Origin of the sequence: uncultured Campylobacter sp. (assembly GCF_937949835.1) — a bacterium.
Classification (GTDB): domain Bacteria; phylum Campylobacterota; class Campylobacteria; order Campylobacterales; family Campylobacteraceae; genus Campylobacter_B.
Map to the genome: position 1 here is coordinate 1 of NZ_CALEDC010000066.1, position 14,010 is coordinate 14,010.

The 14,010-nt window shown below is 49.1% G+C and carries 14 protein-coding genes; 7 read left to right on the forward strand and 7 right to left on the reverse strand.

Translation table 11 applies throughout. The annotated features are described in order from the left end of the window. Positions 1 to 80 precede the first annotated feature (80 nt). From plsY to Q0256_RS01470, 6 genes are all read left to right on the forward strand, one after another. Complete coding sequence (gene plsY / locus Q0256_RS01445) at positions 81 to 713, forward strand: glycerol-3-phosphate 1-O-acyltransferase PlsY (protein WP_297959469.1); 633 nt, start codon at positions 81 to 83, stop codon at positions 711 to 713. Further along, positions 710 to 1,027: a dihydroneopterin aldolase gene (locus Q0256_RS01450; protein ID WP_297959348.1), complete on the forward strand. Its 318-nt coding sequence runs from the start codon at positions 710 to 712 to the stop codon at positions 1,025 to 1,027. Before plsY ends, Q0256_RS01450 begins: the two co-directional genes overlap by 4 nt. 76 nt (positions 1,028 to 1,103) lie before the next feature. Then, on the forward strand, positions 1,104 to 1,775 hold the full coding sequence (gene hsrA, locus Q0256_RS01455) for a homeostatic response regulator transcription factor HsrA (RefSeq protein WP_005871260.1): 672 nt from the start codon (positions 1,104 to 1,106) through the stop codon (positions 1,773 to 1,775). Positions 1,776 to 1,813: 38 nt separating this feature from the next. Beyond that, on the forward strand, positions 1,814 to 3,061 hold the full coding sequence (locus Q0256_RS01460; protein WP_297959350.1) for a HAMP domain-containing sensor histidine kinase: 1,248 nt from the start codon (positions 1,814 to 1,816) through the stop codon (positions 3,059 to 3,061). A gap of 49 nt (positions 3,062 to 3,110) precedes the next feature. Then, positions 3,111 to 3,356 carry a YfhL family 4Fe-4S dicluster ferredoxin gene (locus tag Q0256_RS01465; RefSeq protein ID WP_297959352.1) on the forward strand — a complete coding sequence of 82 codons (246 nt, stop codon included), beginning with the start codon at positions 3,111 to 3,113 and terminating at the stop codon, positions 3,354 to 3,356. After that, the gene (locus Q0256_RS01470) at positions 3,357 to 4,799 is read left to right on the forward strand and encodes a Ppx/GppA phosphatase family protein (RefSeq protein WP_297959354.1); all 1,443 of its coding nucleotides are present in this window, start codon (positions 3,357 to 3,359) and stop codon (positions 4,797 to 4,799) included. A gap of 96 nt (positions 4,800 to 4,895) precedes the next feature. Here Q0256_RS01470 and Q0256_RS01475 read toward each other — a convergent pair whose 3' ends face one another. The 4 genes from Q0256_RS01475 to Q0256_RS01490 form a co-directional block, all read right to left on the reverse strand. Then, a complete protein-coding gene (locus tag Q0256_RS01475; RefSeq protein WP_297959356.1) occupies positions 4,896 to 5,984 on the reverse strand; it encodes a hypothetical protein in 1,089 nt (362 codons plus the stop codon). 76 nt (positions 5,985 to 6,060) lie between these two features. Then, positions 6,061 to 6,366, reverse strand: a complete 306-nt coding sequence (locus tag Q0256_RS01480; protein WP_297959358.1) for a metal-sulfur cluster assembly factor — start codon at positions 6,364 to 6,366, stop codon at positions 6,061 to 6,063. Beyond that, complete coding sequence (locus Q0256_RS01485) at positions 6,363 to 7,538, reverse strand: peptidase M50 (RefSeq protein ID WP_297959360.1); 1,176 nt, start codon at positions 7,536 to 7,538, stop codon at positions 6,363 to 6,365. The genes Q0256_RS01480 and Q0256_RS01485 overlap by 4 nt, the downstream gene beginning before the upstream one ends. A gap of 17 nt (positions 7,539 to 7,555) precedes the next feature. After that, positions 7,556 to 7,900 (reverse strand): hypothetical protein, encoded by a 345-nt coding sequence (locus Q0256_RS01490; RefSeq protein WP_297894225.1) that lies wholly within the window; start codon positions 7,898 to 7,900, stop codon positions 7,556 to 7,558. Between the two features lie 144 nt (positions 7,901 to 8,044). On the opposite strand from Q0256_RS01490, the gene polA reads away from it, so the two are divergent. Beyond that, positions 8,045 to 10,861: a DNA polymerase I gene (gene polA / locus Q0256_RS01495; RefSeq protein WP_297959463.1), complete on the forward strand. Its 2,817-nt coding sequence runs from the start codon at positions 8,045 to 8,047 to the stop codon at positions 10,859 to 10,861. A gap of 643 nt (positions 10,862 to 11,504) precedes the next feature. Here the strand turns inward: polA and Q0256_RS01500 are convergent. The 3 genes from Q0256_RS01500 to Q0256_RS01510 form a co-directional block, all read right to left on the reverse strand. Then, positions 11,505 to 12,641 carry a PLP-dependent aspartate aminotransferase family protein gene (locus tag Q0256_RS01500; RefSeq protein ID WP_297959465.1) on the reverse strand — a complete coding sequence of 379 codons (1,137 nt, stop codon included), beginning with the start codon at positions 12,639 to 12,641 and terminating at the stop codon, positions 11,505 to 11,507. 25 nt (positions 12,642 to 12,666) lie between these two features. Continuing rightward, on the reverse strand, positions 12,667 to 13,401 hold the full coding sequence (locus Q0256_RS01505; RefSeq protein ID WP_297946123.1) for an amino acid ABC transporter ATP-binding protein: 735 nt from the start codon (positions 13,399 to 13,401) through the stop codon (positions 12,667 to 12,669). Beyond that, the coding region (locus tag Q0256_RS01510; protein ID WP_297959467.1) for an amino acid ABC transporter permease at positions 13,401 to 14,010 on the reverse strand (610 nt) is incomplete at its 5' end. The genes Q0256_RS01510 and Q0256_RS01505, both read right to left, overlap by 1 nt.

The following is a 14,010-nucleotide window of genomic DNA, read 5'->3' on the forward strand; positions in this document are numbered from 1 at the left end:
TATACGCCGCACTCTGCGATCCTAGCTCAAAATATTTTCTAGGAGATGAGCATGGAATTCTAGGAAGCGGAATTCTTGGAATTTTATATAGGACATTTACGGCGCCGAATTTTTGGTGCTACTTCGTGGCGTATCTGATCGCTGCGATCCCCTTTGGGCTTTTGATCGGCAAATACCTCGGCGGCGTGGATATCAAAAGCGAGGGCAGCGGCTCCATAGGCGCCACCAACGTCCTTCGCGTCTTAAAAACTCGCGATCCGCAAAAAGCAAAAAAGCTCGCGATCCTCACGGTCGCCTGCGACGCGCTAAAGGGCGTCCTGCCGATACTGATCGCGCGGGCTTTAGGCTTTGATAAAAACGTGCTATGGAGCATGGCGGTCTTTGCAGTGCTTGGGCATTGCTTTAGCCCGTATCTGAAATTTAACGGCGGCAAGGGCATTGCGACGGGAGCCGGCGTGCTTGCTTGTTTTATCCCTATCGAGCTTATCATCGCGCTTGCAGTTTGGTTTATAGTCGGCAAGACGGTTAAAATTTCATCCGTAGCATCGCTTGCAGCGGCGCTTGCGCTAGTGATAGCAAGCTACGTGATCCATCCGCAGATGCCGGCGATCAACACTCATGCGCCGATCTTTCTGATAGTTTTCATCGTATTTTACAAGCACGCTCCGAATATCGCCAGGCTGCTTAAGGGCGAGGAAAAGCGCGTAGTATGATTAAAATTTTAATCGAAAAGCTGGAATTCGGTGCGATAATCGGGACGCTGGATTTTGAGCGCAAGCGCGAGCAGCGCGTATGGGTGTGGGCGAAGTTCGGAGCGCAAGAGTTTATCGATTACGCGCGGGTTTGCGAATATATCAAAGCGGAGTTCCGCGAGAAAAAATTTCGCCTCGTGGAGGACGCGCTAAGATACTTCGCGCAGGAGTTTCACTCAAAATTTCGATCGATGGATTATTTTTATATGAAAATTTTAAAGCCCGAAATTTTACAAGACGCGAGCGTCGGCGCGGAAATAGAGATAAAATTTTAAAATTTCTTTAAAAAATCTTGAAATTTTGCTTAAAATATGTTAAAATCGCCGCAAAATTTTAAGGCAAGGAAATTAAATGAGAATTTTAATAGTCGAGGACGAGGTGACTTTAAACAAGACGATAGCGGAGGGCTTGATGGAGTTCGGCTATCAGACGGATACTTCCGAGAGTTTTAAGGACGCAGAGTATTATATCGGCATTAGAAATTATGATTTGGTGCTAACCGATTGGATGCTAGCTGACGGCAACGGCATAGATCTCATCGCATTGGTTAAGCAAAAATCCGCGCGCACCTCCGTCGTCGTGCTATCTGCAAAAGACGATAAAGAAAGCGAGATCAAAGCACTTCGCGCGGGCGCGGACGATTTTATCAAAAAACCTTTCGACTTTGATGTTTTAGTAGCGCGTCTCGAGGCTAGACTTCGCTTCGGCGGCTCAAATATCATCAAAATTGACGATCTCATCATCGATCCGGACGAGGAAAAAATTACTTACTTGGGGCAAGAGATCGAGCTTAAGGGTAAGCCGTTTGAGGTGCTAACTCACCTAGCGCGCCACAGCGATCAGATCGTAAGCAAAGAGCAGCTGCTAGACGCTATCTGGGAGGAGCCTGAGCTCGTTACGCCGAACGTCATTGAAGTAGCGATCAATCAAATTCGCCAGAAAATGGATAAGCCTCTAAATATCTCTACGATCGAGACCGTTCGCAGACGCGGATATAGATTTTGCTTTCCACAAAAAGCCTAAGAGTCCGCTTTGTAATACAATTAGCATCCGCTTCGTTGATGCTAATTGTCATTTTTTCGGTAATGCTCTATAATTATATGAGAATTACCATCTTCGAAACTCCCGTTCAAAATTTAATCCAAAGAGCGCAAAAAATTGTAGACGCCTCCGTGCCGCCTGAGAAAATTTCATCTTTTTTACAAGACGCATCCGGTGAATACGAAAGCAAAATCATCGAAAACGAAAGTATCAATAAACCTAAATTTATCGAAAGCTCCGAGGGCGGCAGGAGCTATTTACAGCTGCACTATCCTTATGGTAAGGATAAAATTTTAAGCATCAAAGCAGACGTGAGCGTCTATGCAAACATCGTAAATCAAATACTCATCGACATAATTTTAGTAAATTTGACTATGATATTTTTGGTGGTGTTTTACGCGATGTTTCTCTCGCGCATGCTGCTGATGCCGATTAAGCTGATCAGTCAAAGGCTCGCTTCGGTGGATGAAAAATTTCTAAAGCCGATCGACGCGGCGGAAATTCCAAGCGAATTTAGTCCGCTTTCAAATAGCATAAACCGCCTACTTGAGCGCATCGAGACCTTCATTTTGTATCAAAAAGAGCTTTTTATCGGCATCGCGCATGAGCTTAAAACTCCGCTTGCGGTGATGAAAACCAAAAACGAAGTGACGCTAATTAAGCCGCGCGAGAGCGAGAAATATATCGAGGCGCTTAAAAATAATAACGACTCGATCGATAGTATGAATAAAATGATCAGCTCGATCCTAGAGATCGGGCGGCAGGAGGGGGCGCAGTTCGAGGCGCCCGAGCAGACCGATATGATTGCATATCTACGGGAGCTATGCGTGGGCTTTAAAATTTTAGCGCGTACGGCAGGCAAGGACTTGACGATGGATCTTAAGCCTGAACAACTTGAAATTTCGGTGCAGAAAAGTCTCTTTATGCACGTGATTCAAAATTTTATCCAAAACGCCATAAAATTTTCTCCGGACGGCGAAAAGGTGCTAATCGAGAGTGAAATTTCGGATGGAAATTTCATAGTGCGGGTCGCAAACAAAGGCGAGCCGCTTAACGAAGAGATCGATTATTTCGCCCCTTTTAAGCGCTACGGCGGCAAACCGGGAGCCGGGCTCGGGCTATTTTTAGCCAAAAATGCTGCTCAAGCGATGGGTGCGCAAGTAGATCTTAAAAACGACAAAGGGCGCTCGCTAATCGTCGCGATTTTCAAACTTCCACTAAAAAATTTAAGAAATAGCCCGAAATTCCGCTATTTTAAAACAAAATGAAGCTTTTTATGGTATAAACGCCATAAATTTTTTCGTAAGGTAAAATTATATGTCATTGTTGATTACAAAAGAATGCATCAGTTGCGACGCTTGCCGCGAGGAATGCCCTAATGAAGCGATTTTTGAGGATGAACCGATATACATCATAGACGCCGATCGATGCTGTGAGTGCGTAGATGATTACTCTGAGCCCGCCTGCATCGTGGTCTGCCCAGTCGAGTGTATCATCACCGATCCCGATAATATCGAGACGGCGGACGAGCTGAAATACAAACACATCCATATGGAAATTTAAATGCCCAAGCGCGTCGCAGTCATAGATCTGGGCTCAAATTCCGCCAGAGCCGTGATTTTCGAGCGCACGAGTAGGCTTGGATTTTTCATTTTAGCTGAGCACAAGATCAAGATCCGCCTAGGCGAGGGCGCTTACGAAAACGGCGGAATTTTAACCACCGAAGCGATGCAAAAATGCCTGCTGGCGTTTAAAAAATTTAAAACTCTGGTATGCAATTACAAGGCCAAGCGAGTGCTTTGTATCGGTACAACCGCACTTCGCGATGCGCCGAACGGGAGCGAGTTTATAAATCTCGTCCGCAAGCAAACGGGCATTATGATCCGCAAGATAGACGGGCAGACGGAGGCATATTTGGGCGCCTATGCGGCGCAGAATTTGCTTAGCGACTTTTCCGAGGGCGTTACGCTGGATATCGGCGGCGGCTCGACCGAGCTTGCTTACATAAAAAATGGCAGGATAGAAAATAAAATTTCTCTAAATTTAGGCACGGTGCGGCTAAAGGAGCTGTTTTTCGACCGCGGTGACACAAAGGGGCTGGAGAAATACATAAACAGCGCGATCTCGCAGCTCGGCGCCGAGTTTCGCACGCAAAATTTAATCGTAATGGGCGGCTCCGCGCGAGCGCTCTCCGGCGCCGTGATGAGTCTGCAAAACCATCCGCTAAAGATCGTGCATAATTTCAGCTACGATTACGAAAAATATGCACCGTTTTTTGCCAAGCTGATGAGCGCAAAGACGCTTGATCTGGCGAAATTTCCGATCAAAAAAGACCGCTACGACACGATCAGGGAGGGCGCCATTATCTTTGATAAGATCGTAAGGCGCCTAGGGGCGAAAAAGATCATCACCAGCGGCGTAGGAGTGCGCGAGGGGGCGTTTTTAAGCTCGATTCTGCGCGGCGCAAACCTGCCTAGAGGCTTTAATCCGAGCCTAAGAAGTCTTAAAGATCGCTTCGCTTCCGAGCCCAGCGAGGCTCCGAAGTTCGCAAAAGCGCTGTTTTGCGCGCTATCGCCTCTACACGGCTTGGGCGAAAAATATATTAAAATTCTGCAGATCGCAGCGTCGCTTTGCGAGATTGGGCGGGCGATCGGCTTTTATGCCAAGCACGAAACCAGCGCGGATATGGTGCTCGGCGGGCTGAACTACCGCACGACGCACAAAGAAAAGGCGCTCATAGCCGCAATCATCTCGATGCACGGCAAGCGCGAGCTGAGCGCTACGTTCGCGCCTTTGAGCGCGATTTTGCCTGATTCCGCCAAGCTCGCCTGGCTGAGCTATATTTTGGAGCTTGCGCGCCTCTTAAGCGAAAACGCACTAAAAAATTTAGAATTTTGCTTTGAAAATTCCACTCTTAAAATCTCCGGCGCGGATAATTTGATAATGCTTAAAGGAAGCCTTAAAAAGCTCTCAAAACCCGCAATTTTTGCGATAAAATTTCTTTAAATAGCACCCCTACTTGTCGCGCAAGTTTAAGGCGGGCGAAGTTCGTTTAATTTTAGGAGCTTGAAGCGGGCGATAAATCTGTATCAATAGCGCTTTTTAAATTTTAATTCCATTCTCGGCTAAAGAATAAATGCTAAAAAATCCGTAGTCGGTGCGGACGTAAAGGCGCTCGCCTGAGATTTTAATAGCGGCGGTTTTGACGCAGTGCTCGCACTCAAACTCGCCTAAGAGGCGAAAATCCTCCAAGCTGAATGCTTTAAATCTACCGTAAAAGTACGTAAGAAAAATTTGATCGTTTGCGGCAAACCTCATTACGCTTCTTGGCAAGCTTTTTGGTACGCTTAGACGCTTTTTGCTTGCGACGTCCCAAAAATACAGCTCATCAAAGCCGTTATTTACGACCAAAATCGCATCATTTTTGATAAGCCCCACGTTTAGGGAGTGGATATAGCCCACGTCGCATTCGATACGGCAAAGCTCGGCGAAGTCTTTTAGGCGGTAGAGCCTAGCGACATTTTTGCCGCCTTCATCCCCACAGGCTACGCAAATTTTATTGCCGAAGCCTATCGCTTTTGCCGAAAAATCCGTTTTAAAATTTAGCTTCTTGTCGCTTCCGAAAGCTAAAATTCCATCTGTGCCGCAGGCTAGAATTTCGCCGTTGCCGCTTAGGCTGGAGCTAAAGCCTCCTCCAGTGATACTCCAGGCTTCAAAAAGCTTGTTGAATTTTTCTCCGTCAAAAAGAAAGAATTCGTGGTCCAAATCAAGCACCAAGGCCTTTTTGGTAGCGGTCATTTTCCACGCTAAAATTTTTGGTAGCTTAATTTGCGCAAGAGTTCTTAGTTCGCCGTCCAGCACGATTAAATAATCGCAGCCGTGCTCGTCAAAATTACATTTATAGACGTAAAATTTATCCTCAAACTCGGCAAATCCAAGCGCCCCGCTGTATCCGCCGCCGATATAGGCATGCGCTATTGCTTCGCCGAATTTTGCTTTTTTGTTTTCGTAGATGAAGCCCTTTTTTAGGACATCAACTTGCTTTTTTACGAAAGCTTTTTGCAAGGCATCGCAATTTGCGAATTCTTTAGAGCTCAGCCTTTCTTTGCCGTTTTGTAGCGTCTTTGAAATCAAACTAAGCCCGTGCGTTTGAAGCAGGATCTCTTTCTCGCCGTCGGTAAATTTTTTCATAGCAGCCCCCTAAGTATAAATTTGAAGTCTAATTTTAGAATCTCAAAGCTTAAACTACTGGGCGCGGCAAAGCTGTTTAAAATCTACCGAGCGCTTCTTTGACGTGATCCTCTGCCATATCGATATTCCACATCGGCTCAAAGACGAGATCGATCTCTACCTCGCCTATGCCCTCCACGCTCTCGGCACCCGCGCGCACCCATTCTAGCATCATCTCATGCAGCGGGCACGATTGAGTTGATAGCGTCATCGTAACTTTGGCGTTGTTCGCCTCATCTACTGCTACGTCGTAGATGAGTCCTAGCGACACGACGTCAAAGCCTACCTCAGGGTCCACCACGGCGCGAAGCGCGTCGTAAACTTGCTCCTTCGTTACTTTCATTTTTCCTCTCCGAATTTTATGTAGTTAAAGATATTTGCAATGTTGATTAGCACCAAAATTATGCTTACTGCTTGCAAGATAACCGCAGGCGTTAGCGCTCCAAAGCCTGCGCACGCAAGTGCCAATACGTTTGGCACGCAGGCTACGTAGGCGATTTTTTTGATTATCATATCCTCAAGCATAGGGATTTTGCGCTTGCCGACGAAGGGCGAGACGTAGTGATACCAGATGAGAAAGGGCGCGATTTTATAAATGTGCGCGACGATGAAGGCGAACAAAAAGCCGTATAGCAGCCAAAACGCCGCCGCATCCGCGCGACCTGCGAGCCAAAATGCCGCACTAAATCCCAAAGCCGCCAGCGAGATGTAGACGTTTAAATTCCAATAATCGATCGCTTTTCGCACGCGCCTGGCTAGGATGTAGATCGCCTGAGCCGCAAAGCTCGCAAGCGCGGCAAATGCGATGAAAATTCCAAAGTCTTTTAGTAAAAACAGCCCCGCGAGCAGATACAGCGCCAGCGAAGCTTTTGCTAGTGCGAAGCTTAGATCGTGCGCCAGGCTAAACATCGGCAGCAGCACGCACGCAGCGCCTACGATGACGAAAAACACGAAGCCCAGCACGAAGTATATGTGATAGGATAAAATTTCTGAAAAATATACTCCGAAAATCTCCACGCCGCTAAGCGCTAGCACGAGCGCGAAGCCAAGGCTGATCCCTACCGCCAAAAACGCAGCCGAGATCGCAAGCGCAACGGCGGGGAAGCTCCATTTGGGCGTGCCGATGAAGCTTAGCGCGTAGCAGATCGTAAAATAAAATAGACTAAGCAGCAAAACGGCGCCGCCTGCGTGCATCAAAGGGATGCTTGAAAGCAGCAATCCCGCGCTTAGCAGAGCCACGCCCGCGCCGTAGGCGAGGAGATTTAAAAACGCAAATTTGACGGTGAAAAATTCCTTTTGGATGATGACGGAGGTGAGCTGATAGAGTGCCCCAATGATTATGCTGATTACAAATCCCAGCAAAAATACGTGAAAAAAGCTCGCCGTCTGCGGCGCCTGGATCGCGCCGAAATCGGCCTTTAAAAAGCTCGCCACGCTTAGCAGCAAAAAGATAAAGCCGCAGATGAAATAGCCGCCTACGATGCGAAACGGCGGCGAAAAAGTCGTGATATTCATCTAAATTTTAAAGCCCTTTAGCCGTGGCACTTCGCGTCGGTATCGAAGCCCTCATTGACCGCGCCAGGCTTTAGGCTGATGGTGAGCTTGACCGCGTCGCCGTCCAGATCCTCGCGGGCAATGTCAAATTTAGACTCGATCTTTGGGATTAGCCCCATCGGAAATTTATGATTGAGCATGACGACCTTTTTGGTTTCGTCTTTTACGAAATTTAGCGCCACCAGCGCATTTACCATCGGCTCGGGCGGAACGCATTTGCGCGAATCAAAGCCGATGTATTCCACGCCGCCCTGCGATTTTTTGTAAAATTTCACCGTAGCGCCCGCCGCGTCGAACTCCTGCCAGTCTGTGAAAAAATCCATACTTGATCCTTTTTTAAAATTTCGCGCGATTATATAGCAAATTTTAAAATTTTGAAATGAGGTAGGTCAAGTCCTATTTGGAATTTGTAAATTTAGCCGAATTTTAATACACTACGCGTTAAAATTTTAAATCCGAGGACCATTATGCAGACCATCACGATCATCGATACGTTCGGCTTTTTTTTCAGGCTCTACTACGCTATGAGCGGGCTTAAGACCAAAGACGGCAAACCCAGCGGCATGGTGAGCGGGTTTGCGAGCTTCATCGCAAATCTTTCGAAGGAATTTAAGAGCGATTATATAATTTTCGCTCTGGATAGCAAGGGCAAGACCTTCCGCTCGGATATTGATCCCAACTACAAAACCAACCGCCAAGCCCCGCCGCCCGCGCTTTTGCAGCAGCTGCCCATCTGCATCGAGATGATCGAAAAGATGGGGCTTTACTCGCTCGGACGCGAGGGCTACGAGGCGGACGATCTCATCGCAAGCGTCGTTAAAAAGCACGGCGCCACGCATAAAATCAACATCGTTACCTCCGACAAGGACCTGTATCAGCTCATCGGCGAAAACGTTAAAATTTACAGCCACGGCAAAAAGATGCTTTACGGAAGAGACGAGTGCTTGCAGCGCTACGGCGTCTATCCCGAGCAGATCGTGGATTTTTTGGCGATCTGCGGCGACAGCGCCGATAATATCCCGGGCGTGCGCGGCATCGGCGATAAGGGGGCGAAGAAGCTTTTAGACGAATGGGGCTCGCTTGATGGGATCTATTCAAATTTAGACCGCCTGCCGCAAAACAAACAGCGCGAGTATCTGATAGAAGGGAGGCAGAGCGCCTATATAAGCAAGCGCCTGGCCACGCTTTACGACGAGCTGGAAATCCCGCCTTTAGAGGACGCGAAATTTCCGCAGCAAAATCCGCTTTTTAAAATTCGCGAAATTTTAAAAGATTACGCGCTAAATAGGCTTCTTTCGGCGTTAAGCTTGCAGGAGCAGAACGGACTTGATCTTTGGGGCGAGGGCAAAAGCGCGGGCGCAAAAAGCTCCGTTTTGGGCGCTGGCGGAAAGGACGCGGGCGCAGAGCCGTCTCGCGGCGGATCTATCTTGGACGCTGCCGTAGGGGGGCTAGACGGGCAAAATTCCATCTCAGGCGGCTCCTATCCAATCGGACAAAATTCCGAGAGCGCTTTTAAAACGCCCTTTGAGCCTGTTTGTATCACCGATGCCGCGGAGCTTGCGAGGCTGTGCGAGAGCGTCAGTGCCGAGACCTTGGTGAGCTTCGATACGGAAACTACTAGCGTCGATAGCAAAAGCGCCAAGATCGTGGGCTTTTCGTTTGCGTTTAACGAGGAGCGCGCTTACTACGTCCCGCTCGCGCATAGCTATTTGGGCGCTCCTGCTCAAATTTCTTCGGACGCGGCAAAGGCTGCGATCGGCTCGCTGTTTCGCGGATATGTCGTGGGGCAAAATTTAAAATACGATTTTGAGATCGTGAAAAATAATTTTAATATCGAGCCGCCTGCGCGCTTTGCCGATACGATGGTGCTAGCGTGGCTACTCGATCCCGCAAACGCCGTGGGGATGGACTCTATCTCGCCGCGGTATCTTGGGTACGAGACTGTGCATTTCGGCGACGTCGTCAAAAAGGGCGAGACCTTCGCCTCCGTGGAGCTGGACGCCGCTACGATCTATGCGAGCGAGGATGCGTGGGTGACGCTGAGGCTGTATTTTAAACTCAAACAGCTGCTCGAACCCGCGCTTTTTAAGCTCGCGCAAGAGCTTGAGTTCCCGTTCGTGCGGGTGCTTTGGCAGATGCAAAGATGCGGCATCAAGATCGACGCGGAGATGATAAAGCGCCTAATCGGGCGCAACGAAAAGTCCCTGCGAGCGCTCACGGATGAAATTTATGAGCTTTGCGGCGAGCAGTTTAATATAAACTCTCCCGCTCAGCTCGGCGCCGTGCTTTTCGAGCGGCTAGGACTTCCTGCCGCAAAGCGCACCAAGACGGGCTACAGCACCGATGAAAGCGTGCTGAAGGATCTTACGGCGCTGCATCCCGCGGTGGGTAAAATTTTAGACTACCGCGAGCTGTTTAAGCTGCAAAGCACCTACTGTGAGCCGCTGCTACAGCTTGCCCTTGCAGATCCGCAAAACCGCGTCAGATCAAATTTCTTACAGACCGGCACGGCCACCGGGCGGCTAGCGAGCAAAAATCCGAACCTTCAAAATATCCCCGCGCGCGGCACGTTTGCGAAGGACGTGCGGGACTGCTTTCTAGCAGACGAAGGTTACTCGCTGATCTCGCTTGATTACTCGCAGATCGAGCTGCGCCTGCTCGCGCACTTTTCGCGCGATCCTGCGCTTTTGGCGGCGTTTAGGGCGGATGAGGACATTCACGCGCGCACGGCGATCAGCATCTTCGGCGACGCACAGCCCGCACACCGCACGATCGCAAAGAGCATAAATTTCGGCCTCATCTACGGCATGGGCGCGGGTAAGCTAAGCGATAGCCTAGGCATCGCGCGCGCCGAGGCGAAGGGCTATATCGAGCGCTATTTCGCGGCGTTTTGCACGATCAAGGAGTTTTTGCAAAGCATAAAATCGGACGCGAAAGAAAGCGGCTACGTAAGCACGCTTTTTGGGCGCAGGCGCTACTTCGACTTCGCAAACGCGCGCAACAACATGGTCTATGCGAGCTACGAGCGCGAGGCGGTGAATACGAAATTTCAAGGCTCCGCCGCCGACATCATCAAAAAGGCTATGGTTGAGATTTCGCCCCTACTAAACGACGAAGCGCGGCTAATTTTGCAGATCCACGACGAGCTGATTTTCGAGGTGCGGGACGATTTGGCGCAGAGCTTCGGCGAGCGCGCGCAGGAGATAATGCAAAGCGCGGCGAGCCTGAACGTGCCTCTAAAGACGAGCCTAAACATCGCCAAGCGCTGGGGCGAGCTGAAGTAATTCCGCTAAATTTAAAGCGGCTAAAAATTTAAGCGGAATTTAAACGGCGCGCGGAATTTTAAATTTTGAGCAGGGCAGAGCCTAAATTTGCCCGTTTGATAAATTAATCGCGTCGAATTTAGACCGAGCAGCTACGAGCGGCTGGCGTGGTGCGGCACAGATCCGCCGCCGTCTTTAAAATTTTGATTAAATTTAAGCTCTCCGCTTAGTAATATCAAACGGCGGTTAGATAGATTTATCCGAATTAAATTTAAACGATGTGTTTTAGCAAGAGGTCTGGATAAATCTTGCCGTGCGTATAAATTAAAATTTCATTTCAACGACGTAGTGGCGGAATTTTTAAATTTAAATTTTACGCAAAGCCGCGCGCTTCGTAAAATTTAACGAGTGAAAATTCATACAAAATTTATCCCGCGAAAAAATGGGCATAGGTTTTGCGAAAAGCGATTTTTGCAAGATAAAATGATCGGCGGCGAGTCCTTTTTAAATCGCTCTGCGCGCCGGCTCGTAAAGACCGCGCCCTTATAGCCTCACTAGCGAAGCTATAAGGATTTCGGATTAAATTTTGGCATGAATTCTACGCGCCCGCGCAAATTTTTACAAGCCTGCATAAAATTCCACGAGCTTGGAAATTCCGCGCCGCCTATTTTTTAGATTTTTCTAGCGCGGTGGCAAGATCTGCTATGAGATCGTCCGCGTTTTCAATGCCTATGGCTAGGCGCAGCAAATTTTGACTGATACCGATGCGCTCTTGCAGCTCGCGCGGATAGCTCTCGTGCGTCATCGATGCGGGATGGCAGATCAGGCTCTCTACGCCGCCCAGGCTCACGGCTAGATCGAATAGCTCAAGACTGCGCGCAAAGGTTTTATAGTCGTATTGCGGCTTAAGCACCAGCGAGATGACCGCTCCGATACCGCTAGCTTGGTGATCTTGTATCTTTTTTTCGCTCTCAGAGTGCGAGCCTGCGAAATTCACCGCCTCTACCGCAGGATTGCTGCGTAAAAATTCTATTATCTTTAGCGTATTTTCGCTCTGGCGGTCGAAGCGCACGCTTAGCGTTTTAAGCCCGCGTATGAGCGAATACGCGTCGGTAGGCGATAGCGTCGCGCCCAGAGTGTTTTTCATAAACTGAATTCTTGCGGCAAGCTCATCGTCGTTCGTCGTAACGATGCCGGCGATCAGATCGGCATGCCCGCCTATGTATTTGGTCGCGCTATAAACCACGACGTCTGCGCCGTGCTCTAGCGGGCGCTGATAATATGGGGTCAAAAAGGTATTATCCATCACCACAAGCGCGCCGTTTTTATGCGCGAGCTCGCTGATGCGCTCAATGTCGGTTACGCGCAAAAGCGGATTTGATGGCGTTTCGATGAAGACCATTTTAACGTCGCTTGGAATTTCGGTGATCAAATTTAGATCGTCCACCAGGTCGTAATTGATCCCTTGATTTTTAAAAATCCCGCTTACGTAGCGATAGGTGCCGCCGTAGACGTTATTATTTAGCAGCACGCGATCGCCGCTTTTAAGCAGCGCAAATGCAGCGCTCGTAGCCGCCATGCCCGAGGCTAGCGCGAAGGCGTATTTGCTGCCTTCAAATTTTGCAAAAAGCTCTTCAAAGGCGTTGCGCGTAGGATTTGCGCCGCGCGAATAGGCGTATTTGCCGAAATCATCCAGGCTTTCTTGCACGAAGGTGCTGGCTAGATATATCGGCGGAATCACCGCGTTGTGGGGGTTGGACTTGGCCTCTATGCCCTTTACGATTAGGGTGTCTATTTTCATATTTTCTCCTTGAAATTTAATGGATTTAAAAGCTCATCGCTCCGATAAATTTAGCTATGCGCTCATCACTGCTGCCAAAGAATTCCTCTGCGTCGCCGTCGAATGCGATAACTCCGCCATCTAAGAATAAAATTCTATCTGCGATCTTGCGTGCAAAGCCCATATTGTGCGTGACGATGATGAGTGAGCGATCTTCTGCGGCAAGCTCGGCGATAGTCTTTAGCACCTGCGCCTCAAGCTCGGGATCAAGCGCGCTCGTAGGCTCATCCAGCAGCAAAAACTCAGGCTGCATCGCAAGCGCCCGCGCGATCGCCACGCGCTGGCTCTGACCGCCGGAGAGGCGAGCCGGATACGCGCCAGCTTTATCCGCCATACCGACTTTTTTTAGCAGCGCCATTGCATTTGCCTCGGCAAGCTCGCGTGGCTGTTTTAGCACGTGTATGGGTGCTTCGATGACGTTTTGTAAAACGTTGAGGTGCGGAAAGAGATTGAAGCTTTGAAAAACCATGCCCGTATGAGCGCGGAATGGATGATACTCGCTTGTTTTATGCGGAGCGTCGAAATTTATCTTAAACTCGCCTAGCTGTAGCTCGCCGCCGCTTGGAATTTCGAGCAGATTTATGCAGCGCAGCATCGTGGATTTGCCGGAGCCGGAGCTTCCTAAAATCACTGTCGTTTGCCCGTCGCGAAATTCTAAGCTTAGCCCATTTAGCACGACGTGATCGCCGAAGCGCTTAGTTAAGTTCGTAAATTTTATCATCACACGAACCTTGAAAATCGTCGCTCTAGCTTGGATTGTAAGAACGTAAGAAGGGTGCAAACTGCTAGATAAAATAGCGCCGCCAGCACGTATAACGTGAGCGGATCGAATGCCCGCGCAGCAATACGTTGAGCGACCATAAACATATCGACCATCGTAATCGAGGCTACGAGCGAAGTGTCTTTAAGCGTAGAGATAAATATATTTGATAGCGGCGGCAGCGATATGCGCGCTGCTTGCGGAGCGATGATGCGGCGCAGAATTTGAGCGTAGCTCATGCCTAGCGAGGTAGCCGCCTCCCATTGCCCCTTTGGCACTGATAGGATCGCAGCTCGCACCGCCTCTGAAGCGTAAGCGCCGATATTGAGGCTAAAGGTAATGATCGCAGCAGCCCAAACATCAAGCGTGATCCCGATGATTGGAAGCCCGAAATAGACGATAAAAAGCTGCACCAAAAGCGGAGTGCCGCGAAAAATCCAAATATAAATTTCGCTTAGCTGCTTTAAAATTTTAAAATTTGCGATGCGTGCGACCGCCGTCAGCACCGCAAGCACGAGCCCGAGCAGAAATGAGATTATCGTAAGCGGGATCGTAACTTGCAGCAGAGCT

Bases quoted from the DNA above. Each gene is read 5' to 3' on its own strand.
- Q0256_RS01450 (WP_297959348.1), top strand. From the start codon at position 710: ATGATTAAAATTTTAATCGAAAAGCTGGAATTCGGTGCGATAATCGGG.
- hsrA (WP_005871260.1), top strand. From the start codon at position 1,104: ATGAGAATTTTAATAGTCGAGGACGAGGTGACTTTAAACAAGACGATA.
- Q0256_RS01460 (WP_297959350.1), top strand. From the start codon at position 1,814: ATGCTAATTGTCATTTTTTCGGTAATGCTCTATAATTATATGAGAATT.
- Q0256_RS01465 (WP_297959352.1), top strand. From the start codon at position 3,111: ATGTCATTGTTGATTACAAAAGAATGCATCAGTTGCGACGCTTGCCGC.
- Q0256_RS01470 (WP_297959354.1), top strand. From the start codon at position 3,357: ATGCCCAAGCGCGTCGCAGTCATAGATCTGGGCTCAAATTCCGCCAGA.
- Q0256_RS01475 (WP_297959356.1), bottom strand. From the start codon at position 5,984: ATGAAAAAATTTACCGACGGCGAGAAAGAGATCCTGCTTCAAACGCAC.
- Q0256_RS01480 (WP_297959358.1), bottom strand. From the start codon at position 6,366: ATGAAAGTAACGAAGGAGCAAGTTTACGACGCGCTTCGCGCCGTGGTG.
- Q0256_RS01485 (WP_297959360.1), bottom strand. From the start codon at position 7,538: ATGAATATCACGACTTTTTCGCCGCCGTTTCGCATCGTAGGCGGCTAT.
- Q0256_RS01490 (WP_297894225.1), bottom strand. From the start codon at position 7,900: ATGGATTTTTTCACAGACTGGCAGGAGTTCGACGCGGCGGGCGCTACG.
- polA (WP_297959463.1), top strand. From the start codon at position 8,045: ATGCAGACCATCACGATCATCGATACGTTCGGCTTTTTTTTCAGGCTC.
- Q0256_RS01500 (WP_297959465.1), bottom strand. From the start codon at position 12,641: ATGAAAATAGACACCCTAATCGTAAAGGGCATAGAGGCCAAGTCCAAC.
- Q0256_RS01505 (WP_297946123.1), bottom strand. From the start codon at position 13,401: ATGATAAAATTTACGAACTTAACTAAGCGCTTCGGCGATCACGTCGTG.